This window comes from Methyloterricola oryzae, from assembly GCF_000934725.1.
Lineage (GTDB): Bacteria > Pseudomonadota > Gammaproteobacteria > Methylococcales > Methylococcaceae > Methyloterricola > Methyloterricola oryzae.
Genome location: NZ_JYNS01000003.1, coordinates 44,179 through 67,622 on the forward strand (window position 1 = coordinate 44,179; position 23,444 = coordinate 67,622).

The following is a 23,444-nucleotide window of genomic DNA, read 5'->3' on the forward strand; positions in this document are numbered from 1 at the left end:
ACATGGCAACGGTCGGTTTCGCGATTACCAATGGCACCCAAGGAACCGGCCTTGCCGGCGAACTGCAGGCGCGCTTCCATGATCCCCTGTGGACCCTGGGCAGACAGTGGCAGCTGGGTGAGTTCCGCGGCGAGGACTGCGGTTCACCGACGGCCGTCCATGTCGAAATGGAGGAAGTCGCCGTCAATGGTTACCGCCCCGGAGGCCACGGTGAACTGACGGATTACGCGCCGGCCTCGCTGCCCCTGGAAACGATGGTGGAACGGGAAACGGCGGACCTTGAGCGAGCTGTCAGCTGGCGCGAGTCCGCGGAAACCGGGCAGCACTTGCTGCGCATCCTGAACGGCCTCGGAGCTGCTCCCGCCCACTACACGGACCCGCTGCTGCGCTCCTATGGCCTGAAAGCACCCGACCCCGCCGTTCTAGATGCCTTGGACGCGGACAGCCGTCGCATGATGGCGGTCCTGGCGGGCCGGGTCGTGGACGGCGCGCTCCTGCGGCAGGACATCCAGGCAACTTCCATCGCAGCAGTGATCGAGAAGCTGGCCGCGGCGGGGCTGGCGACTCCTGTCACTGCGGCCGACGCCGCGCCGCTGACGCAGGGACTTATGGACTGGCTGCGCTGGTGCGAAAACCGGCTCAGCCGCTCGGCGCCAGAGCAGGACGCCTGGCAGCCGGAACGCATGGAATATCGCTTCGACCTGGCTGTGCGCACTGCCACAGACACCCTCGAGCTCAAGGCCGAGGAATACTACAGCGGCGAGTTGGACTGGTACGCGGTGGACATGGAACCGCCCACAGGGCCCCAAGCGCGGTTGAACCCCGCCCTACGGAATCTCGACCTGCTGCCCGTGCCGGTCAGCTATCACGGCATGCCCTTGGCGCGTTTCTGGGAAATGGAAGATGCCCGCATCAACTTCGCCGCAGTCGAGGCTGCCCCCAACGATCTGCCGAGACGGCTGCTGCTCAAATTCGCCCTGGAGTTCAGCAATGACTGGTTCGTGGTCCCGGTAGAGCTACCGGTAGGCTCTCTCAGCCGCGTGCGCAGGCTCGTGGTCAGCAACAGCTTCGGCGAGCGCCATCTGATTTCCCCCGCCGCCGAGACCGACCAGGCTCCGGGGCGATGGCGTGCCTTTTCCATCAGCGGCGACGGCCAGAACTGGTTCTACCTGCCCGCGGCGCTGGCCAAGGGACTGCAAGGCAAGACTCTGGAAGAAATCTGGCTGCAGCGCGACGAGGGCGCCAACCTGGGCTGGGCTGTGCAGACGCAGATGCCGAGCCTTGCGGGTGGCACTCTCAACCGAAGTGAACTCTCGGACAGCAGCGCCGAGGAGATTCTGCCCGCGCCTCTGGAAGGCACCCGCGCCTACCGCCTCGGCACCCGCGTGCCCGCCTACTGGAAACCCTTGCTGCCGGCCAGGCTGGACTCCGGCATGCGGCTGCGCCAGGCGCGCCTGCAGACCGCGGGCGATGATCTGCCGACCATCATGCGACTGGACCAGTTAATGCCCATGGGCCGCGACCTGGATTTGTACGACGAAGAAGTCCCAGCCGAAGGCGTGCAGGTCACTCGAGCCTACCAATACGCCCGCTGGTGCGACGGATCGACCCACCTCTGGATCAGTCGCCAGAAGCGACCCGGGCGGGGCGACGCTGCGTCAGGCCTGGTATTCGATCTACTGGAGTTAGGCGGAGGAACCAATCGGCCTCGGCCCTAACCGCTAGACCGACACGATCCCGGAGACCCGGAGATGCGCTTCGCTCTCCGGCCACTCGGCTTTTAGCGGAACCCACAGCAATTGGACCGCAAAACGATCGCCTGAATTTGGATGCTTAAGGCAGCAAAAACAGTCGCACAAAGTTGCCAGGAAAAGCTTTGACAAGTCACGGTCGCTGCAAAGGCGGCTATTCAGACCAATGTCTCTGGCTATGCCGCCAATGACTCAGGGCAAACTCCAAACTCCAAAATGAATCCGACCCTGGCAAATCCGCGGCCTGGCAAGCTCCACGGCCGTCAATCCGAATGGATTCAGTGGCTAGGCACGTCCAACACGTTGCAAGCCTAGACTCAGGGCGTCGCTGATGCGACGTGCCGAAGCCGCCCAGGTCCAATTGGCCGACACCTCCGATGCATGTTCACCCAAGGTCTGCAATTGCCGGCGCTGGTCCCAGCAGCGCGCAAGGGCTTGCAACAAAGCAGCATCATCGCTGCCGTCCGCCCAGAATACAAAGTCCTCTCCGCCCACCACGTCGGTGTGGCAGTCAATTCGGGTGGCGATGATCGGCATACCCGCGGCCATGTATTCGAACAGCTTGATGGGACTTGAAATCCTGAACTTTTCCTCGTCCGGGAAAGGAAGCACGCCAATGCAGGCACCAGAAAGCACGCGCGGCACCTCGGCATGGGGAACTGAAGGCAGAACGCGCACCCGGCCGCCGCTAGTTTCGGCAAATTCCCGCAGATCATCGAACTCATCGCCCCCACCGACCACAGTGAGGGAAAAATTCATGCCCTTCTCACAAGCGGCAACCACTGCACGGCAAAACGCCATCACATTGCGTTCCTTGTAAAGGGAACCGATATAAATCACCGGCAGGGGCTGGGATTCCTCCGGCCAATGCCGCCAACCGATGGCCGCACCAAAAAGCTCTCGGTTTGCGCCAGAAGGCCAGATGCCGAGCAGATCAGACGGCACGATGCCTACGTAATCGGCCAACCGGCGCGTGATCGCTGTTTGACCGTCGGCACACAAATTTGCAAAGTGGTTCATTAAACGCCTGTAAATGTCACGCAGCTTCGCTTTCGGCGTGTCGACCACCATCTCCACCGTCCGTGTGTCCATAACCAGCAAGGGAAATCGGCCAGGAATCAGCCAGCGCAGAACACGCAGCGGCAGAATGAACAGAGCCGACTCTTGGTGAAAGTAGACCACGTCGGTGCTCTTCCAGTTTTTTGCCACATCGGCCATGACGAACAGGTGGTAGATAACTTGTCCCAACACGTAGACGCGCGGCATGGGTAGGTAACGCACGCGAAAATCCCGAGGCAGGATTTCGCCTGCACCGCCTTGTGCTAGAAGCGTGACATCCCAACCCAAGCGCGCGAGCTCGTGGGCTGGTTCATTGAATGCGTTTATGTGAAGGGTGGGCGTCAGGGAAGCCGGAACGATCCAAATCAAACGACGGGAGATTTTGTCATCGGCGGCCGGTCTGCTGTCTGCCATTCAGTGGGCTCCTGGGTACATGTGGGGCGGAAATGCCGCGAATTTTCACGACGACGCGGACGTTTCGATTATCCCGCGGAACATGCTTTCGTATTGGTCAACCATATGGCCAACCCGATGGTGTGCGTGGGCATACTCCTGGGCCTTGCGTCCCATCGCCATGCGCTTCTCTGAATCCCGCATCAACTCGCCTACCCTGGCGGCAAACTCGTCCATTGATTGGGTCACAAAACCGATCCCCTCACGTTCCATGATGCCATCCACGTTGTACGACAGACATATCGTCGGAACCGCTCTAAACCACGCCTGAAGCAGAGAATTCCCAAATCCCTCCGTGTCGGGTTTACTCGTGTAGACCAGAATATCACTCTGTCCAATCTGCTTGTTGACCTCTTCAACGGGCAAGCCGCCCAGATAGTTAAGGTTTTTTGGCGCGTCCGCGAGCATCCTACGACAGGCCTCGGCGTACCGCCCCTTGGACTGTAGGGAACCGATCATGACGAACTGAAACTCCGGCAAGCGCCTGGCAAGCTCGACGAATTGTTCCGGCCGCTTCCATCGCTTCACGTTGTTCACCCAAATCACCTGCTTGCCAGGCAACTGATGCACCTCGTGTTCTGGTGGCAGCGGCGAGCCATTGTAGACGGTCTCGATCCGAACACCCGGAAGCCAGCGCCGGATTCGCTTCGACATGTCCTCTGAGTTACACACGTGAACGGCGGAATGGCGAATGGACCAGAATGCCTTCCAGTGTAGAAACAGGGTGCCATTAACCACACTCCGCAGCATGGTGCGCGGATCATGACCAGTAAAAAGCGGCGAGGTTTCCATGAAACTGCTGGTCACCGAAACCAGTGGAATCTGCATTCCCCGAAAGACGTCACTGACGCCGGCCAGTTCCAGCAAATAGCGAAGATAACCAACGTCCGGCCGGAAATCGCTAATAATTTCACGAATGCGCTGATAGTGCGCAGGTCTACCAATGGCGCCCCACCCGGGAAGTTCAATAACCCTAACACCCTCATCCTGGTACTCAGCGGTCTGCCCCGCCTCCACAGCCAGATACATGACTTCATGACCGCGCATGGCAAGTTCCTTGCCCAAGAGGGAAGTCTGGTATTCCGCGCCGCCGATGCGCTTTCCTGGATAAATGGCAGTCATCAAAACTATACGCATTGGTTTTACTGGCACCTTGATTCTAAAATTTCAAACTTTCTCCGTCGCAGGCGCGAGCGCTCCAAATCGATGAGGTAGGCCATGTGGTTGAACGACAAATAAACCTGCCAACAACCGCCTGACGAATCATGAACTTTTATGACGGAAAACCTCCGGCGCTCTCTAACAACCATGTTACACAGCCCGTGATTCCTTAAGACCGTCGCCAGTTCTTGCTCCAGTCGAGCCTGTTCTTGGCTGCGATAACCTGTCCGGAGAAAAACCAAAAAAGATAACTGATGGCGTTGAAGACGATGTTACTCTGGTAGACCATGACGACCACAATCATCACAGTTACCGCAACCCAACCGATGGCAAATGCCCCATAGAGATCAGAACTCCGGGCTAGAGCAAAGGAATCAAAGAATATGAATGCCATCAATATAAAGACACAAAGAATTCCAAGAAGGCCAATCTCCCAAAGAGCGAGACTCAAATCTGTAATTCCAGCACTAAAGTAAATACTATAAAGAGCATATTTTCCAGCAAAATTTTTCCCAAGGAAAGAATCCGTGACGTTTCCTATCCCTACCCCAACCAGAAGCTTGGCCCAGTCGGCGGATAAAACCTTCCAAGCCACGATTATGCCATCGAAGCGCTCCGCCCGCTTTGCAGCCTTCTTTTTTGCTCCAATAACTTTGGGACCTTCACGATCGATTCCTCTCACAGTCGCGCTTTCTGCAGCGCCTCCATAGACATAGGTCTCCAGCATTTTCGGATCCGTCAGAAAGCCGAATATACCCCCTTTCTGCATGTCCCCACGTGACGAGTAAAGCGTTTGATACATGCCAACAAAAAGCACAAATACAATTCCACCCATAACCGCGAATGGAACAAGGGACCGTAGATTTTTTTCGAGCTTCGCAACAATAAAGACCGGTATTCCCAGCGCCAAAGGAAGAAGAATAACGGTAACCTTTGTCTCATCGAGACCAGCTGGCGCGATGAAAAATATCATGAGCAGAGCGGCATGACGGAGCGAGAGTTTCTTGCGTAGATACATGCCCATCACAATTGACAAAAAGCTAAGCATCATGATGGTGAGCACCCCGGATGTCTCCAGGGTGCCCGTAACTACGTCGCCAGTAGCCAAATCGGAGTACAAGACAAACCGCTGAAGCGCAGCCATGGGCAATTGCAATAGCCCTAGACCGGCCAACAACAATAACTGCTTCTTAAACTCTTCCTCTGAATACTCGTATACCAAAGGCATGAGAAAGAATGGAACATACTTGAAATATGTACGCGCCCCAATAAAGATAGTACCTGGCTGCACGTCATTGATGATGAGAGACGACGTGAGCAAAAGAAAAATAAAGCCAAAAAGCAGGACGTATTTTGCACTTATCATCAACCGCTTTTCATACGCACCTCGAAGCACCACCAGTACAAATGCGATCGCGGACAATATTTCCGGAAGCCAGGATAACTGTCTCGGAAGAAATCCTGACTCCGAATGGAACTGCAGGAGAAATGAAGCCAGGAATATTAAATAGGGTAATAGAACCATGGCTCGAGGGAAGGTTGGACTGTACGCGTCATCGCACGACTTGACCGGCTGGATTTCGTACCACCAACCTCAAAAGAATAGCGATAGAGTTACGTAGTGTAGCAGGCATCTTGCTTTACCTTGTGTGCATGCACTTCGGCGGCCTTACCGAACAGCTTGCCGATTCACAAAGAGCACTAGTAATTTCACCTATTTGAATTAGGTGCCTAAAGGCGTTCCAGCATCAAAAGCCATCCCGCTTGAGCAAGTTTTGGCGCCTGCGCCTGGCACACATCAACGTGGAGCGGGGCGCGCGAGGCTAGATTTAGCAAACCAATGAAAGTTCAATTGGTTCAAGCCTATGCAATCTAAGTTTGCGCCTCGTCCTCGGCCTGTGGCTCGTTCTCCGGATTCATTTCTATCTGCGCCACCACCTCGTTGGAGGCGAACAGTAGCCCGTTGCGGAAGTACTGGCACGCGTTTACGGCATCATCCTGTCTGAGCAGCAGATCCCCCATCATGCGGAAGGCCTCGACGCTGGATTCAATACCGAGGCTTCTTTCCAGATACTCGCGCGCCTTCTCCGGCTGCCCGGCCGCCAGGGCCAGCTTGCCCAGCACCCTTAGCAAAACCGCATCCTGCGTGTGTTTGGCAAGCCAAGCTTCCGCCGTTTCGAGCTGCTGCGCCGCATCGGGTAATTGGATACAGCCGTACAGCACTAGCAAGGTGTCGTTCCACTGCTTGGACAGGGTCTGGCGCAGCAAAGGCTCAATTTCGTCCCCGGCACCCGCTTCGATCATAGCCGCAAAATACAATTCCTGGATGCCAACCATGGCCTTGATATGATCGGGAACATGCTGCCAGACTTCCCGCAGGGCGCCCGGCTTGCGAGACTCCGAGCGTTGCTTGAGCATGGCGCTGAACGTCTCCGCTTCAAGCAACTTGATTTCGGCCTCCATCAGCACCTTGTTCTGATGCAATTGCGGAATCAACCGCGTCAGGCCTTCCCAGTCTTCCGCCTGAGCGTACGCCTGATGCATTAGCTTCAGCACTTTCGCGTGACTCGGTGCGATCTGGTTGAGATGGGTCAGTGTTTCCAAGGCCTCGGTGAACTGCTGGTTGGACATCTGCAGTTCCGCGCGGGTCAAGCCGATGGCCAGTTCGGCTTCCGGCGTTGATTCATGGGCGAGGTTGAGGTATTCATCGCGCAGGTCCACCGCGCCCCGGGAATGCGCCGCGTGGGCCGCCGTCAGATAGTTGATGAGCGGCACGCCGCTGTTGGCCGCATGCCGTATCAGATGCTTCTCCGCCTTTTCCCAATTTCCTTCCGCCGATTCGATCAAACCGGCAATCAGGGCTTCCTGTGATTGCCGGCTCCGCTGTTCGGAACCTCGGCGCTTTATGGCTTTTGGAAGCCGCAAGGTTCCGATGACCAGACGAATCGTGAGGTAGAACGTCAGGAAAGCCAGCAGAATCAGCATGGCCATGAGAAACAGTGATGTCTCTATGGACCAGTGGCCGATGCCGATGATGACATAGCCGGGATCGCCCTGCGCGACCAGCTGTTCATGAATGAAAAACGCGGCGCCGACCGCGATGAGCAGCGCGATGAGCAGGATGACCAGGGACTTCACGGCTGTGTACCCTCGGGTGCTGCGGCAGGCTGAGGTTGAGCTTGACTCTTGCCCTTCTCCTCCGCTTCCAGGCGCAGCTTCTCGATATTGCGCAGCAGTGTCAGGGACTTGCTGATATCGGGGAACGGGACCGCGATCTGCTGCGCCTTTAAGTCGACCAACTCCGCCACCAGATCTTTGGTCGCCGCCGCCTCCGCATCAAAATGCTCATTAAGCCAGCTGAGTACCGAATCCAGGCTTGACTTATAGAGTCCGTCGTCGCCCCGCAACAGGGCCAGCCGGGTTATTTCCATGCGCAGCAACAAGACCTGACGCAGCGCCTCCACCTCTTCCGGAACCAGCACCGCCTGTACCGGTCGGTCGGTGCGGCGCACCGTGACGAGCCCTTTGAAATCGCTCAATGCGGAATCCAGCAGCCCCGCTCCGCCATCCTCCGTAGCAGGTGGCTGCTGGGCTTTCTCATCGGGTCCAGCCTCCACTTTGGCCTTGCCTTTGTCCGTGTGGGGCAAGAACAGGGGCAGGTCTCTGACGACAGACTCAAGCGCCAGGATCTGGGCCGACAGACCCACCACGTCCGCTATCTTCACCTCTTCCAACTGGTTGATTTCCTCGGCCAAGGCTTCACGCACCTTGAACACGCCGGGGTCACCGCTGTCATGGAGCCGCTGGTCGGCAGCCGCCAAAGCAGCGAGCACGGCCTTCACGTCACCGGTCAGGTGCAGCTTCTGGTTGGCAATACCCAGCAAATACTCCGCGTCCGCCACCATCATGTCACCGCGCGTCTTATTCATTTGCCGCTGTATGTGCTCGATGGACGCCGCAAGCTCGTTCTTGGTCGAATCCAGTCGCTCCCCAAACGTACTGCCCTGCTCGCCGATTTGACGCTCGAACTTGGTATCCTCGGTGGTGACTTGTGACTGCAGGGTGGCGAACTGCGAATGCAGGGCCGCCAACTCCGTCTGAAATCCGGATATCTGATGGAGCAGTTCCTGCATCTGACGGTCGCCTTTGTCCAGACCGGAGCCCAAACCCTCCTGCTTGGTTCGCAATTCATTCAGGATGAAGAAGCCACCGCCAGCTAGCGCGAACACCAGCAACAGGATCATATAGCCGACCCAAGCACCTACTCTGGATTTCTTCGGCGCGGGCGGAGCTTCTTGGGACTCACCATAAGCATCCGTTGCCGTAATTTCGTCCGGTTGATCCGCCGGCAGCGTCACTTCTTTCTCCTCGTCAACCAATGCTGTGTCCCCGTTTTCGGAATGGTTTGGAACCTCTCGCCGGTTGCCCGCCAGGGCAATCACCGCAGCCAGTAATGACTCGTCACCCGCCTCTACCGCCATCACATTCGCGTAGCCCAGACCCCGCGCCTTCTGCGCAATGCGCTCGCCAATCACGGCAAGCGGCGTGGACCGCAGCTGTCCGGAATGGTCGCCGACCACGATCTGTTCAAGAATGTCGAGGGCTTCGCCAGAGGTGACCGTGACGAGATCGATCTCGCCGGACCTCCAGCGTTCAAGCAAGGGCGCGGGATCGACCTGCGACGCGGCGCGGCGGTAGACTTCCGCGTACGTCACTTCCGCCCCACGCGCCTTCAATGTATCCGCCAGCACTTCGCGCCCGCCCGCTCCCCGCACGATGAGGATACGCTGGCCAGTCACATCGGCAAATTCCGGCAAGGCCAGCAGGGCTTCGCTATTAAACTGCTGTTTGGGTGCCAGGTCCACCTCCACACCCTGGCGCTCCAACTCATCCGCCGTCGCCTGACCGATCGCAGCCACCTTAGGCCAAGCGGCAGGTTCGCCAACGCTCCGGATACACGCCAGCCCGTGACGCACCGCGTTGGAACTGACGAAAACCAGCCAGTCGCAACCCGCTAGATCCGCCAGCGTACGAGGACCTTCCGCATCCAATGGCACCGGCACGATCTCAAGCAGTGGGAACCGGATCGCACGCCCGCCCGCGGCCTCGATCAATTCACTCAGGTTCTCGCCCTGGCCTTGTGGTCGCGTGACCAGAACGCCCAGGCCCGCCAAGGGCTTGAGGACGCCTTCAGCCATGCGCCTCGCCATAAAGTTCCTTGAGGATTGCATCGGCTCCACGTGACAGGAGATCCTCGGCCAGTGCAATGCCCAAAGCCTGGGCCTGGATTACCGGACCTGTCACCTCGCCCCGGACCAGGCAGGAACCATCGGGTGCCCCCACCAGGCCGCGCAGGCGCAACTGCTCCCCGTCCAGTTCCGCATAACCCGCTATGGGCACCTGACATCCACCCTGTAAGCGCTCGTTCATGGATCGCTCCGCCAATACACGCCACGCCGTCTCACTGTGGTGCAGGGGCTTCACCAGATCATTGATTCGACCGTCTTCGCTGCGGGCCTCGATGCCGATAGCGCCCTGGCCGATGGCCGGCAAGCTGATCTCCGCGGGCAGAAATTCCGAAATGCGCTCCGCCATGCCAAGGCGCTTCAAGCCTGCGGAGGCCAGCACGATGGCGTCATATTCGCCGGCGTCCAGCTTGGCCAGCCGCGTGTTTACATTGCCGCGCAAATGCCGGATTTCGCAGTCCGGCAGGAGGGTCTTGATTTGACACTGTCGGCGAAGGCTGGATGTCCCGATCCTTGCCGTGGGGGGAAGCTTTTCGAATGATGCGTATTTCGTCGAAACCAGCGCGTCACGCGGGTCCTCGCGCTCCAGTATCGCTGCCAGATGGAGTCCCTCGGGGAATTCCACAGGGACGTCTTTCATGGAATGGACTGCGATATCCGCGGTTCCGGCCAGCATGCCCTGTTCCAGTTCCTTTACGAATAGCCCTTTGCCACCCACTTTGGCCAAGGGTGCGTCAAGGATTCGGTCACCCCGCGTGGTCATTTCCACCAACTCGGTTTTGAGTCCCGGATGAGCTTCCCGCAACAGGCTGGCAACATGCTCGGCCTGCCAGAGGGCCAATGGACTCCTGCGGGTAGCGATACGGATGACTTCTTGAACCACGGTCACAACCAGGCTGATAAATGGCGGCATTGTAACAGATCGCGCCTGACGACCAAGGTTTGGCGCAGGTGGATTCAGCCCGTGACACCCAGGCCTTGGCGCAAGCGCGGCAGGAGACGCCGGCTGACTTCAATCCTTTCGGGGATACCTTTCAGCTTCAGCGCCACCCCGCCCGACGCGAGCCGGTCCAGCCTTTCAATGTGGGCAGGGGCGACCAGGGCGCTGCGGTGAACACGGAGAAAGCGCTCGCCGAACTCGGCCTCGAGCGACTTGAGGGGTTCGTCCACGTGAAGCCGGCCGGTCACCGTGCGCGCCAGCGTGGATTTTCTGTCGGCCAGAAAATAAAGGATGTCCTCGATGGCCAGAAAGCACACGTTGCCCTGTTCGAAGGAACAGAGATGCTGCCTCGACACCGGCACTTCCGGGAGTTCCGCCGACAGCTTTTCCCACGCCTTGGCGCTGAAACGTCGCGCTCGTTCCAATGCGCCTGCCAAACGCTCTCGCCGCACCGGCTTGAGCAGATAGTCGCAGGCGCAGACTTCGAACGCCTTAAGGGCGTAGTCGTCGTAGGCCGTGACAAACACGATTGCCGGTGCCTGCGGCAAGCGCGCCAGCTCCCGCGCACATTGCAACCCACTCATCAGGGGCATGTGAATATCCAGAAGCATGACGTCAGGCTGCAGGCAAATCGCGGCTTTCAGGGCCTCCTGTCCATTGGCGGCTTCCTCGATGACCAAGTCAGCCAGCGCCAGTTCCTCCAACAACCTTCGCAAGCGGGCCCTCGCCAAGGGCTCATCATCGGCGATCAGAATCTTCACTCAGCGTCGTCCGATAGGGAAATACGATGCGCGCCTGGTAGCGTCCGTCCACCACACTGGTGTGCACGGCCCCACTTCCCGGAAAACAGTTCTCCAGCCTTAGCCGCAGGTTGGCGAGAGCCACGCGATTGCCGCTGCGGTGCGGCTCCGCCTCAGCGCGGGGTGCGGGACTCCGGACTGTCAGGACCACCTCGCCCCGCCGCAAGCGTCCATCGATCTCCACCATGCCACCGCCGGGCAGAGGTTCGATACCGTGATACAAGGCATTCTCCACCAGGGGCTGCAGACTGAGGGGTGGCAGCAGCGCATCCATCGGCGCGCCGTTCAGGTTCCAGACCACCCGCAGGCGCTCGGCCAAACGCTGTCCCTCCACATTGAGGTATTGCCGCACCAAGTGCAATTCTTCCTCCAGCTTCGCCATTCGCGCGTTTCTCTTCAACACCGCACGGAACATTTCGGCAAAATCCAGTATCAATTCCTCCGCCTTGGCCGGATCGGTGCTGATGAGACTGGCTATGGTGTTGAGACCGTTAAACAGGAAATGCGGCCGCATGCGCGCCTGCAAAACGTCCAGCCGAGCCAGTCCCTCGGCCCGAACATGCCGCCGCCACTGATATTGAACATAGCGGTAGCGGAGCCACAAACCCGTCAGGAGCGCCGCGACGGCGACGTCGCGCAGGCAGCGATAAGGCGTCTGGCTCAATTCCGTGCCCCCATTCAACAAGCCTTGGCCCAAGCCGTTCCATGCGAGCCACCCCACCAGCAGCACCATTGCCTCGACCACGCAAACGACGACACCCCCTGCTCTCAGCGGACTCGCGCTTTGGAGCCAACGGTTGAAGGTACTCAAAACTGCGATGCTGAGCAGGACGACCCAGACGATGTAGAGGGAGACCAGCCCCAAGCTGTTCCAGAAAGCCTCCGCATCGGGCGCCGCGATCAGGCCGATTGCCAACGCCAGGATTTCGGCCAACAACAGCAGCACAAAGGCCGTACGCACGCGTCGGAAGTCCGGAAGAAAACTTTCGGTGTCTGCCCAGAGTGGAACTTTCGATCGGACCACTGGCTCCCTCGGGATTCCCTGTCAGGTCGATGGATACGGTTCAGTTTAGACAGACGCCGGCACTTCTCGCCCTACCTGGGGCGGGAAAAAACCGATATGATGCAAATTTGAAAATAACGAGGGACACCCATGCAGATTTCCGCCGAGAAAGTGGTTCACATTCATTACACGCTGACCAATGACGAGGGGGACGTGCTGGACAGTTCAGAGGGTCAAAATCCTCTAGCCTACATCCACGGCCAGGGCAATATCATTCCGGGCCTGGAAAACGCACTGGCGGGTAAGCAGGTAGGCGACCGCCTGAGCGTAACGGTCTCTCCCGAAGAAGCTTACGGCCTGCGCGACGACGACCTGATCCAGGCCGTGCCGAAGACCGCCTTCGAAGGCGTCGAGCAGATCGAGCCCGGCATGCAATTCCATGCCGAAACACCCGAGGGCGTACAACTGGTGACTGTCATCGAGGTTCTGGATGACGAAGTAATTCTGGATGGCAATCACCCGATGGCCGGCATGACCCTGAACTTCGCCGTCGAGGTCACGGACATTCGCGATGCCACCGCAGAAGAATTGGATCACGGCCATGTGCATGGTCTTGGCGGGCACCATCACGACTGAACTAGCACTCTAGGAGCAGCCAGCCGCAGGGATGTGAAGGCCGGTTAAGCGCCTCAGTCCGTGATCTGGCCCCCGGCGTTCAGATCAGGTGTGCCCAGAGGTCATGTTCATCGGCCTCCTCGATCTCGACCTCGACCCACTGGCCCACTTGAAGATGGGTAGCTCCATCGATGAACACCTGACCATCGATCTCAGGGGCATCGGCTCGGCTGCGCGCTACCGCGCCTTCCTCCACCACTTCGTCGACCAGTACGGTTTCGCGACCACCTACACGAGCCTGGAGTCTCGCAGAGCTGATTTCCTCCTGGAATGCCATGAAGCGGGCTAAGCGATCTTCCTTTACCTCCGCTGGCACCTGACCCGGAAGCGCGTTGGCCGCCGCGCCCGCCACCGGGGAGTACGCGAAGCAACCCACACGGTCCAATTGCGCCGCATCCAGGAAGTCGAGCAGATCTTCGAAATCTTCATCGGTTTCGCCTGGAAAGCCCACAATGAACGTACTGCGGATGGTCAGTTCCGGGCAGATGGACCGCCAAGTTTGTATACGCTCCAGGTTGTTCTCAGCGGAGGCGGGACGCTTCATCGACCTGAGGATACGAGGGCTGGCATGCTGGAAAGGAATGTCGAGATATGGCAGGATTTTGCCTTCGGCCATCAGTGGAATCACCTCGTCCACATGCGGGTAAGGGTAAACATAATGGAGACGGACCCAAGCCCCCATCTCACCCAAGGCCTTTGCCAGATCCAGGAATCGGGTCTTGAGCGGACGACCACCCCAAAAACTGGTGCGATATCCCATGTCCACCCCATAGGCACTGGTATCCTGCGATACGACAAGCAATTCCCTCACGCCCGCGCCAACCAGTCTCTCCGCTTCGCCCATGACTTCGCCAATGGGGCGACTGACCAGATCACCCCGCATCGAAGGTATGATGCAAAACGTGCAGCGGTGGTTACAACCTTCCGAGATTTTCAGATACGCATAATGCTTGGGCGTCAGTTTGATCCCCTGTGGGGGCAACAGATCGGTGAATGGATCATGCGCGGGAGGGAGGTGCTCATGCACCGCCGCCATGACATCCTCGAAAGCGTGGGCGCCCGTAACCTTGAGGACGCTGGGATGGCGGGCCCGGATCTCGCCTTCTCTTGCGCCTAGACAGCCGGTCACGATGACTTTGCCGTTTTCAGCCAAGGCCTCGCCAATGGCGTCCAGGGATTCCTCAACTGCCGCATCGATAAAGCCGCAGGTATTCACCACCACCAGATCGGAATCCCGGTAACTCGGCGACACTTCGTAACCTTCCGAGCGCAGGCGCGTCAGGATCACTTCGCTGTCCACCAGCGCCTTGGGACAGCCGAGGCTGATAAATCCAATTCTTGGGTTTGCCACAGTCTGACGCACACTCGGGTTATGTTTGTAAAATTCGCTACCGCACCGCAAAGGCCTCATGGGCGCCCAGTCACGGGTAAAAATTTCCACCATTGAGCCGCTAACATCCTTGCTCGGTATTTTATCGAAAGTGTGGGGCACAAACGACTACGATACATTGTGTGCAAGGATGGTTCCTACCCTGCTCGCGGCGCGAGCCGGTTCATGTTCAGCAAACATCAGGGCCTGACGGATTTCGTCCCTGGTGCTTTTGACAAGGTGATGGGTGTTTTTCAACAGCGATTCTGACTTACCTGCAGTCGAAAGCTTGAAAATCACGGAAAGAACGTCGGTTTGCTTTACAGTCCACCGGGAAAAAACGGGCAAAAGACCATTGAACGTACCTAAATCATTGAATATGTTGCGGCCATATTTCAGGCAAGATTATTGCTTATTTCTACTGGAATTTCCCTTTTGAGCCATGACGCCATATAGTAAAAATATTTAAACATGTGATTGCGCCTGGCAACGAAAGCATCTGGGCATGTGGCCCCGACGCCAGCCATAAGCAACAACACGATCAGGATCAATGACATGCCGCGCATAAGCATTATCATACCGACCTACAATCGGGCCGCGTACCTGGACGAAGCGATACAGAGTGTCCTTGCCCAGACCTGTGAAGACTGGGAGTTAATCGTGGTGGACGACGGATCAACCGACGCCACCGCCGACGTAGTGGCAAAATACACCGGCAGGATCACGTACAAGCGTCAGGCCAATGCGGGCGCCTGCGCCGCGCGCAACCTGGGCCTCGCCTGTGCCAGCGGCGAGTATGTTTCCTTTCTGGACAGTGACGACCGCATGCTGCCCAACAATCTGGCGGACCTGCTCGCCGTGCTGGAACAGCAACCTAGCGTGGACGTTGCCTACGGCTGGTATTACTGGATGGAGGCCGACGGAAGCCCCAGCTACCGGGCAGGACCCCATATCCGGGGTGTAACCAGGCCGTCGCCTTGGCCAGGTGCCAATGTCAGGCCATCCGGAACCACTATGGAGGGCCAGGTCCTGCCGAAGCTGCTGCAGGAGGAAACCATGTTGCTCGGCACGGCCTTGGTCCGGCGTAGCTGCGTCGAGGCGGTTGGCGGATTTGATACCTCCGTCGATTTCAACGAGCATTGGGACTTTTTTCTAAGCCTGGCAAGAGAAGGCTACAGATTCGCTTGCTGCCGCGAGGTGGTTACGCTGTTGCGTTTGCACAAGGGAAATCGCGGACAAATCTTCGACAAAATGTTGGCTGGACGCATCGATATCCTGGACCGATATTTCAATGTACCCAGTTTGAAAGCTGATCTCGCGCGGGTCCGAGGTTCGGCCTACTATCTGGCGTACATGGAATACGCAAGAGTTTACTTCGCATCCGACAACATCGTGGCCGGCACGAAGTGCCTGAATAAAGCAATAGAATACAACGCACTGCGCAACTTCGAATTAAAGCTGTTGCCTTCCTTGATTTGTGAACGTGCGCTGCATTCATCATCTCCTGTTGATTACATTAAGCAGGTAATTGAAAGCTTGGCGCCGGGTGCCGACTCTTACCTGTTACGACGACAACTGCTCGGCAAGCTTCACGCCTGCATTGCAAAGAAAATCCTGACAACGTCAGGTTTGCTTCCCAAGGCCTTGTGGCACTGCGTGCGCGCCCTTTGGCACGACCCCACAAAACACCGAGCAAAAGAGTTAGCACGATTGCTTCTAAATGGCTTGCGACGGCAACTTGGACGGCGAGCCAAGTCCCCCCACGCGATAGCACCATCCCATATGCATCTGTAGGCCTGTTCTGACGAAATTGCACTGAGAGGGATTGATCCGCGTGCAAGCAACTCTGCGGATCAAAAGATACGGGCTAAAATTCAACTCGCTGTCAGGTAGCATCCGCGCGGCACTGTAAGCATCAATTTACAGTTCCCGACTCCCAAGCATTACCCAGCAATTTCCCCATAGAATTCAAGTCAATTTTCAGCATAATTTCCCTCGCATCGATTTAACGCCGTCGAGGTGTCTGAGCCAAGTCAACGGCTCACGGGGGATGGAACATGCTGCATCGATCCATACTTGTCCTCGCTGCACTCGCCAGTCTGTCGCCCTCCGCGTGGGCAGACATCACGCTCTATCTGTCACCGCCGGAGCCCAGTCTCGAGGTCGGCACCACCTTCCAGATCGAGTTCGGAGCTTCAGGACTCGAAGGCCAGGCTGCTTTATCAGGGTACGATGTCACTGTCGGCTACGATTACCGCAGGGTGAGCTTCGACGAAGTTCGCTTTGGCGATGACCAATTTGGCGATCAACTTCACCTTGATTCAGCGGCGCCGGCGCCTCAATCAGCCAGCCACTTGGACACAGGGCTGATTCAACTGCTGGAAGTCTCGCAAGACGCGGCCACCGTACTGGAACTCGCCCAGCCCGATTTCTTCCGCCTGGCAACCCTGCGTTTCCACGCCCAGAATTCAGGTACCGCTGAATTCACCCTAACTCTCAACGAATTGAGCGATGCCTCCGCGCAACCCATGCCTGCATCGGCGATTGGAACGCGCGTCGAAATCGTGCCGCTGCCAGCGACATTTCTTCCAACGGCCAGCGCAATGCTGGTTCTGCTGCTGATCTCGAAAACCGGGCACCGCCAGCGCGAGCGGCTCTAGCAGTTGGCCGTCATAGGGAGCATCTTGGCACGATGCTCCAGGGAGAGTTGCATCATGAACTACTTTCCTCTTCCTTTCAGGTACAGGAAAACTAGAACTGAAGACCGAGTCTGCCGCCGGCTGATGGCTACTCTATTCGGCCTGATTCTGGTGCCCGGACTGGCTCGGCCCTGTTCACTCAGTTTCACCTCGCCAGAACGGGGCAGCACCGTAACCACACAAACCGTCGGCGTCAGCAGAACCGGATCAGGTACCGCCAAGCCCAGTGATGTCGGGCAGGTCACGGCGACGGTCAATGGCCGAGTGTTCTTCCAGCAGTCCGGCGTGTTCACGACCCTGATCAACTTTTTGGGTTCGGGTGCCGCCAGCGTCGGCCTGGATGCCGGCGAAAACGTGCTGTCCGTGGAGGGCAGCGTCAGCGGCTGCAGTGCCAGCGACAGCATGACCATCCACTACCTGCCGCCACCAGGCCAGGATCAGAAAGCCGCCGGTGTTCCCGGCGACTGCAATGGAACTAATCCGATCAACGGTGCGAATGGCAACAAGTTCCAGGAGGAAATCGACTACCTCGGAGGAGGCCCCCACCCACTGGAATTCTCCCGCCACTACAATTCGCGATTTGGCGAACGCCGCATGCTCGGCCCGCGCTGGCGACACAGCTATGACCGACAGCTGGCCTTCTCCGGCACATCCGTGGCCTATGCCATCCGGGGCGACGGGCGCGCCTTCCGCTTCGTGCTGTCCGGAGCCGAGTGGAAGCCCGACGGTGACGTCATCGTGCGACTTGGGCAAATCTTAGGCGGCAACGGTACTCTCCTGGGCTGGCGTCTCACCCTCGAAGATGACAGCACCGAACTTTATGACCGCAATGGACGGCTGACTTCCATCATCAGCCGTTCCAGCTGGGCGCACGCCCTGGAGTACGACTCAGCGGGCCGCACTACCACAGTGATCGATCGGGTTTCTGGGCGACGTCTCACACTGGCTTACCAAGGCGACGGCAGGCTTTCTGCCCTGATTGATCCGGCAGGAAACTCGATCCGATATGCGTATGACACCCTTGGACGCCTCAGCGCTGTCAGCTATCCCGACCCGACACGCGCCGATACGGCTGACGACCCGACCCGGACCTACCAGTACGAGGATTCCAGATTTCCGTTGGCCTTGACCGGAATTACCGACGAAAGCGGCGTGCGCCATGCCCGCTTCGCCTATGATCCGCAAGGGCGTGGCGTATTGTCGGAGCATGCGGGAGGCGTCGACCGCCATGAGTTGATCTACAACCCTAACGGCAGCACAACCGTCTTGGACGCACTAGGCAGTGCCCGCACCTATTCCTACCAAACCGTGCAAGGCGTGCCCGTCAGCAATCGGCAAAGCCAACACGCGGGATCGGGCTGTCCGGCGTCGGCTCGTCAGACAGAGTTCGATGGGAATGGAAACGTAATCAGCCGGACCGATTTCAATGGAAACCTCACCCGCTTCGCGTTTGATCAGGTCCGCAACCTGGAAATACGTCGCACCGAGGCCGATGGCACGCCAGAAACCAGAACCATCTCGACCGGTTGGCACTCTGCCTTTCGCCTGCCTCTGCGGATCGATGAGACGGGCAGGCAGACCCTCTTCAGCTACGACGCCGTCGGCAACATGCTGCGGCAGGAACTGGTCGACACGGTTACAGGAAGCCTCCGAACTTGGCAATTCACCTATGACAGTCACGGCCAAATCCTGACTGCGGACGGCCCGCGCACCGATGTGGCCGACATCACCCGCTACCGGTATTACGATGACATCGACGCGGCTCACGCGCCTGGTGATCTGGCACAGATCACCGATGCCTTGGGGCACAGCACCACGTTTGCCGCCTTCGATGCCCACGGCCGTCCTGTCTCCATCATCGACGCCAACAGGCGGGTCTTGGCGCTTCGATATGACGAGCGCGGTCGCCTGATCGAGAGCAATGACGCGGGCGAGTTCACGGGTTATGGGTACGATAAAGCAGGCTTGCTCGTGCGCATCACCGAGCCAGACGCGAACTTCCTGTCACAAGCCTATGATGCGGCCCATCGCCTGACCGACGTCGCAGACAGCCTGGGAAATCGAATCCACTTCAGCCTGGATGCCGCGGGCTATCGCCTGCGGGAGGACATTACCGATCCGCAGTCGAATCTTGCGCGGACCTGGGCTCGTGTCTTTGATCCTTTAAACCGTCTGCAGCGACTCATCGGCGCGCGCTAGCCGCTGAGGGTGGGAGTGGACCATGAAAACCAAACCTCTTGTCAGACTGACCGGACTGCTGTTTCTGCTGAGCCTGTGCCTTTTGTCACTTGGCGTCCACGCGGCCGGCGAAACGGAAGTCTATGAATACTTCTACGATGCCAACGGCAACCTGACACGGACCCTCGACCCGCTATTGAACGAGACTGTCCAACGCTTTGACGCTCTGGACCGCCCGTTTGAAGCCATCGATGCACTGGGTGCCCAAACCCGATTCGTCCACGACAGCCTCGACCACCTCATCCGAGTCACGGACCCCGTCGGTGCCGCAACAGAATTCGGATTCGACGGCCTGGACAATCCGACGCAGGTAGACAGTGCAGACACCGGCAGCGTGACCCGGGAATTCGATGCGGCCGGCAATCTGGTTGCGGCCACCGACGCCCGCGGCGTAACCCTGCACTACCGTTACGACGCCCTGAACCGCCTGACGGCGATCGAAGGCGCGGCAACGGAAGCCATTCGGTTCAGCTACGACCAGGGCCCGAATGGCCTGGGACGGCTGACCGGCATGATCGATGAAGCCGGCCAGACCACCTGGCAATACGACGCCCGCGGCCGGATTACCAGCCGCACCAGCCTTTGGGCCGAAGCCACCCTTACGCTGCATTACACATACGATGGCAACGGTCGGCGGCGGCAGATCCTCTACCCCTCCGGGCAAGCGGTGGATCTGACATGGGACAACGGGCAGGTGGTGGACATCGGCCTCAATGGAGCGCCCCTGCTTAGCCAGATCCGCCACCAGCCCTTCGGGCCGCCAGCCGCGTGGATCTGGAACAATGGGGTTGAATACCGCAGGACCTACGATCTTGATGGCCGTCTGGTCCAAGTGCCGCTGGCTCAACGGCAGCGGAACATCACCTACGACGCCGCCAGCCGCGTATTCGAATTCACCGACAGCGACCCGCTCTTCAACTGGGCCTACACCTATGACCCGCTGCACCGCCTGCTCAGCGCCGAAAGCCCAAGGCGGCGCCAGACTTTCGAATACGACCCCAACGGTAATCGGCTCAGTCAGGACGGTTTGACCTATGTCTACCCGGCCTCAGGCAACCGCCTGCTGCAGCGCGAAGGGATACGCTATGAGACCGATGCGGCCGGCAATATCACCAGCGATGGCAGGCGCCACTTCGATTACGACCTCCACAATCGGCTGACACGGGCCGAAACCGACGGCGCCAGCTTCACGTACCGCTACGATGGATTCGGAACCCGCGCCGTCAAATGGTCGGGCCACGCCCCCGACATGGCCGGCGATTTGGACCGCGACGGGCGCTTTGGCATCACGGACGCGCGCCGACTGGCGTTGATGGCCCGAGGCGCAATCCTGCCAAGCCATAACGCAGATTGCGATCACGACGGTGCGATCAGTAGTTCCGACGTTTCCTGTGTCCTACTGAAAATCTTCGACCAGCGAAACCATCCAGAAAACTACAGCCAGCGGGGCACACTATTCGTTTACGACGAGGGCGGGCATCTGCTCGGCGAATACCAGCGCGACGGGCAGCCTATCCAGGAAATTGTCTGGCTCGGCGACCAACCAGTGGCGGTTCTCAAGCCCGATCCGAACAGCCTCCTCAACGGCCAGATCCACTTCATCTACGCGGACCACCTCAACACGCCGCGCGCCATAGTCGAGGGTTCAGGGCAATTGGTCTGGCGTTGGGAGAGCGACCCCTTCGGCACCGGTCCCGCTGACGAAGACCCCGACCAGAATGGCGAAGACTTTGAATTCAACCTGCGCTTTCCCGGACAGTACCACGACAAGGAGAGCGGTCTGCACTACAACATGGCGCGCTACTACGACCCGGAGACGGGACGCTATTTGCAGCCGGACCCGGTGGGGCTTGAGAAAACAACAAATCGGTTTACGTATGCAGCGAACGACCCTCAGAATCTGATCGACCCACTCGGATTGGAGGTTGCTTCGCCGGAGTTAATGGCAACCTACCTGAAAACCCCGCAACTGGGACCTCTAGAGTCCGAACTGGTGCTTTCAGTTTACGGCGGAACTATTACAGGGGAACTATTCAACGTCGCGCGAGCATGCTACCTTGCAAAACAAGCGGATGCATATCGGTACTACTTGACTAGGGCTAAGGCCGCGGATGTTTCAACCCCAAGAAACGGGGCTGTGTTTTATTCCGGACCAGGAAATAGAGCCCTTGCCGAAGCATTTGCAAAATCAAACGGTCGCTTTACTCTGGAGATGACAAAAGGCGGAAAACAACTTCTCAAATCTGACTTATTTGGTCCTCAAAGTCCGCTTACACCGGCAGAAGCCAAAGAAGTAGTGTCTATCTTGTCGAGACGAATGGCGGAAGGTGCTTCAGGAACGGCCGTAGGCTTCACCGAGGGCTCGATCGCTTCAGGCTACTTCAATACAATTGAGTATACGAGCCTGCTAAGCAACAAAAATATCGTTAACGTCATCACTTTTGGCCACTAATATGTTTCACACAATTTACCCCCAAAAAGTACAACATAGAGATGGCTACATCGTACAAGTGGCTGATAGAGAGACCGTACAGTATCTATCTGAAAGCCGCAATGCTTCGATATTTGTAGATTTTGGAACTGATACCTGCATATATTGTTATACCCTTAAAGAATTCTCTAATGAACCGCCTATTGAATCACTCGAACGAGAAAAACTTCTTGCGGATATAGTTGCCGGTTTACAATTTATGGGATGCCGGGTGAGAAAAATAGAAGACTCATAAAAGCATGACGAAAGCGATTTCGAAACGGGTCATTTCAGAACTTGTATAGTTTGCTTCGGTCCCGAATGAACCACAGCGCATCGCTGCCCCTCATCCCCCCACTCATGAAGGCTCCAGTTGTCCGCCGGCCCCCAACCCTCCGGAAGACGCAAGAATCCCCTGAAGTCCTCGCGCACTTCCACCTGTTTCAGGCCCAGGGCAATTCCACGGCCGGTGGCTTTGACGAAGGCTTCCTTGCAAACCCAATAGCGGATGAATGCCTCCAGGCGCCCAGCATCCGGAATCATGAGCCATGACTCCAACTCTGCGTCGTTGAGGCAGTGACTTGCGAGATCGTCCAGTCCGCGCCGGGTGCGCAGCCGCTCGGTGTCTACGCCCAGGGCAAGGTCGCGAGCGAATGCCAACAACGCGACAGTTCCCGAATGGGAAACACTGAAGACGAGCCCCTGATTCTCTTCGGTTCCTGACAATCGGGGCTTGCCATGATCGTTGAACTCAAAGCGGATGGAATGCGGATCGGCATCGAGATAGCCCCCCAAGCGCTGGCGCAAGGCGGCCCGTGTCAGGACGAAAGCCACACGGGCATCACGGCTGCCAATGCGTGCAGCACGTTCCTGCTCGTCCTGGGTCAGTAGTCTTTCGGCCTTGGCGGCATCGCCATGAATCAAGTCAAGCCGCCAGACTTCGACACAACCTGCCAGAACGTTCGCGGCGAGCACGCGTCAGTTCACGATTTCCGCAACCCTGTTGCCCTTGAAGCGCACGATGAAGCGGTCGTAGCGGTTGGACCAGTAGGTCCAGTCGTCGCCCTTGAGGTCGGGCGTCATGTGGGCCGGGGGATAGCCGATGGCGGCCAGAACGGCCTCGCGGCTCATGCCCTTGTCCACTTTGCCTCCTAGGATCAACTTTTGCTCCGAGGCGGTGAACTGAGCCAAGTTCACCTTACGCTTACCAAACAGCTTGCGAAACGCGGTGAGTACTTCGTCGTTGGTGTGCTTGGGCACATTCTCGACAATCAAGGTCTCACCGCCGTCATTCATCTTGACCTCGATGCGCTTGCTATCGATGGAAACCAGGGTTACCGGCGTATTGATGGGGACGAGGTATCCGCGTCGGTAGTTGGTGGTGCGGTAGTGGCCCTTCTCCTGGAACAGGCTGAACTGCGTGTAGTAGAGCGTGCCGGTCTGGACATCCGGGCCCAACTGGCCCGGCGCATACTTTTTGGCGCAGGCGCTGAGCCCGAGTACGGCGAAGACGACAAAAACGATGAGAACCCGATTGTTTAGAGGCATGTCTTTCTCCTGATGGTTCCGGCGGCCAGTGC

The 23,444-nt window shown here is 58.1% G+C and carries 17 protein-coding genes; 6 read left to right on the top strand and 11 right to left on the bottom strand.

Annotated elements, in window-relative coordinates; translation table 11 throughout:
• Window positions 1-2 precede the first annotated feature (2 nt).
• Window positions 3-1,718 carry a hypothetical protein gene (locus tag EK23_RS06320; RefSeq protein ID WP_045224499.1) on the top strand — a complete coding sequence of 572 codons (1,716 nt, stop codon included), beginning with the start codon at window positions 3-5 and terminating at the stop codon, window positions 1,716-1,718.
• Between the two features lie 318 nt (window positions 1,719-2,036).
• Here EK23_RS06320 and EK23_RS06325 read toward each other — a convergent pair whose 3' ends face one another.
• From EK23_RS06325 to EK23_RS06360, 8 genes are all read right to left on the bottom strand, one after another.
• A complete protein-coding gene (locus EK23_RS06325) occupies window positions 2,037-3,224 on the bottom strand; it encodes a glycosyltransferase family 4 protein (protein ID WP_045224500.1) in 1,188 nt (395 codons plus the stop codon).
• Between the two features lie 45 nt (window positions 3,225-3,269).
• On the bottom strand, window positions 3,270-4,400 hold the full coding sequence (locus tag EK23_RS06330) for a glycosyltransferase family 4 protein (protein WP_045224501.1): 1,131 nt from the start codon (window positions 4,398-4,400) through the stop codon (window positions 3,270-3,272).
• A gap of 193 nt (window positions 4,401-4,593) precedes the next feature.
• The gene (locus EK23_RS06335) at window positions 4,594-5,847 is read right to left on the bottom strand and encodes a hypothetical protein (RefSeq protein ID WP_145998575.1); all 1,254 of its coding nucleotides are present in this window, start codon (window positions 5,845-5,847) and stop codon (window positions 4,594-4,596) included.
• 449 nt (window positions 5,848-6,296) lie between these two features.
• Window positions 6,297-7,562 carry a heme biosynthesis HemY N-terminal domain-containing protein gene (locus EK23_RS06340; RefSeq protein WP_045224503.1) on the bottom strand — a complete coding sequence of 422 codons (1,266 nt, stop codon included), beginning with the start codon at window positions 7,560-7,562 and terminating at the stop codon, window positions 6,297-6,299.
• Entirely contained in the window at window positions 7,559-9,622 is a 2,064-nt protein-coding gene (gene hemDX / locus EK23_RS06345) for a fused uroporphyrinogen-III synthase HemD/membrane protein HemX (RefSeq protein ID WP_052807978.1), read from the bottom strand. Before hemDX ends, EK23_RS06340 begins: the two co-directional genes overlap by 4 nt.
• Window positions 9,615-10,583, bottom strand: coding sequence for a hydroxymethylbilane synthase (gene hemC, locus EK23_RS06350; RefSeq protein ID WP_045224504.1), 969 nt, complete (start codon window positions 10,581-10,583; stop codon window positions 9,615-9,617). Before hemC ends, hemDX begins: the two co-directional genes overlap by 8 nt.
• Window positions 10,584-10,627: 44 nt before the next feature.
• Window positions 10,628-11,371, bottom strand: a complete 744-nt coding sequence (locus tag EK23_RS06355; RefSeq protein WP_045224505.1) for a LytR/AlgR family response regulator transcription factor — start codon at window positions 11,369-11,371, stop codon at window positions 10,628-10,630.
• Window positions 11,349-12,371 (bottom strand): sensor histidine kinase, encoded by a 1,023-nt coding sequence (locus EK23_RS06360; RefSeq protein WP_052807979.1) that lies wholly within the window; start codon window positions 12,369-12,371, stop codon window positions 11,349-11,351. The genes EK23_RS06355 and EK23_RS06360 overlap by 23 nt, the downstream gene beginning before the upstream one ends.
• Window positions 12,372-12,563: 192 nt before the next feature.
• On the opposite strand from EK23_RS06360, the gene EK23_RS06365 reads away from it, so the two are divergent.
• Window positions 12,564-13,049: an FKBP-type peptidyl-prolyl cis-trans isomerase gene (locus EK23_RS06365; RefSeq protein WP_045224507.1), complete on the top strand. Its 486-nt coding sequence runs from the start codon at window positions 12,564-12,566 to the stop codon at window positions 13,047-13,049.
• A 79-nt stretch (window positions 13,050-13,128) separates the two neighbouring features.
• Here the strand turns inward: EK23_RS06365 and rimO are convergent, their stop codons facing one another.
• The gene (rimO, locus tag EK23_RS06370; RefSeq protein WP_045224663.1) at window positions 13,129-14,439 is read right to left on the bottom strand and encodes a 30S ribosomal protein S12 methylthiotransferase RimO; all 1,311 of its coding nucleotides are present in this window, start codon (window positions 14,437-14,439) and stop codon (window positions 13,129-13,131) included.
• 573 nt (window positions 14,440-15,012) lie between these two features.
• Between rimO and EK23_RS21560 the strand changes: the two genes are divergently transcribed.
• From EK23_RS21560 to EK23_RS06390, 4 genes are all read left to right on the top strand, one after another.
• Window positions 15,013-16,251, top strand: a complete 1,239-nt coding sequence (locus EK23_RS21560) for a glycosyltransferase family 2 protein (protein ID WP_052807980.1) — start codon at window positions 15,013-15,015, stop codon at window positions 16,249-16,251.
• A 263-nt stretch (window positions 16,252-16,514) separates the two neighbouring features.
• Window positions 16,515-17,117 (top strand): cohesin domain-containing protein, encoded by a 603-nt coding sequence (locus EK23_RS06380; protein ID WP_045224508.1) that lies wholly within the window; start codon window positions 16,515-16,517, stop codon window positions 17,115-17,117.
• Between the two features lie 123 nt (window positions 17,118-17,240).
• Window positions 17,241-19,355, top strand: coding sequence for a DUF6531 domain-containing protein (locus tag EK23_RS06385; protein ID WP_052807981.1), 2,115 nt, complete (start codon window positions 17,241-17,243; stop codon window positions 19,353-19,355).
• A 22-nt stretch (window positions 19,356-19,377) separates the two neighbouring features.
• Window positions 19,378-21,846 (top strand): RHS repeat-associated core domain-containing protein, encoded by a 2,469-nt coding sequence (locus EK23_RS06390; protein ID WP_045224509.1) that lies wholly within the window; start codon window positions 19,378-19,380, stop codon window positions 21,844-21,846.
• Between the two features lie 303 nt (window positions 21,847-22,149).
• Here EK23_RS06390 and EK23_RS06395 read toward each other — a convergent pair whose 3' ends face one another.
• Window positions 22,150-22,839, bottom strand: coding sequence for a 4'-phosphopantetheinyl transferase family protein (locus EK23_RS06395; RefSeq protein WP_052807982.1), 690 nt, complete (start codon window positions 22,837-22,839; stop codon window positions 22,150-22,152).
• Window positions 22,840-22,842: 3 nt separating this feature from the next.
• The gene (locus tag EK23_RS06400; RefSeq protein WP_045224510.1) at window positions 22,843-23,412 is read right to left on the bottom strand and encodes a hypothetical protein; all 570 of its coding nucleotides are present in this window, start codon (window positions 23,410-23,412) and stop codon (window positions 22,843-22,845) included.
• Between the last annotated feature and the right edge of the window lie 32 nt (window positions 23,413-23,444).

Coding starts and splice junctions, on each gene's coding strand:
- EK23_RS06320 (WP_045224499.1), top strand. CDS start 3: ATGGCAACGGTCGGTTTCGCGATTACCAATGGCACCCAAGGAACCGGC.
- EK23_RS06325 (WP_045224500.1), bottom strand. CDS start 3,224: ATGGCAGACAGCAGACCGGCCGCCGATGACAAAATCTCCCGTCGTTTG.
- EK23_RS06330 (WP_045224501.1), bottom strand. CDS start 4,400: ATGCGTATAGTTTTGATGACTGCCATTTATCCAGGAAAGCGCATCGGC.
- hemDX (WP_052807978.1), bottom strand. CDS start 9,622: ATGGCTGAAGGCGTCCTCAAGCCCTTGGCGGGCCTGGGCGTTCTGGTC.
- hemC (WP_045224504.1), bottom strand. CDS start 10,583: ATGCCGCCATTTATCAGCCTGGTTGTGACCGTGGTTCAAGAAGTCATC.
- EK23_RS06365 (WP_045224507.1), top strand. CDS start 12,564: ATGCAGATTTCCGCCGAGAAAGTGGTTCACATTCATTACACGCTGACC.
- EK23_RS21560 (WP_052807980.1), top strand. CDS start 15,013: ATGCCGCGCATAAGCATTATCATACCGACCTACAATCGGGCCGCGTAC.
- EK23_RS06380 (WP_045224508.1), top strand. CDS start 16,515: ATGCTGCATCGATCCATACTTGTCCTCGCTGCACTCGCCAGTCTGTCG.
- EK23_RS06385 (WP_052807981.1), top strand. CDS start 17,241: ATGGCTACTCTATTCGGCCTGATTCTGGTGCCCGGACTGGCTCGGCCC.
- EK23_RS06390 (WP_045224509.1), top strand. CDS start 19,378: ATGAAAACCAAACCTCTTGTCAGACTGACCGGACTGCTGTTTCTGCTG.
- EK23_RS06400 (WP_045224510.1), bottom strand. CDS start 23,412: ATGCCTCTAAACAATCGGGTTCTCATCGTTTTTGTCGTCTTCGCCGTA.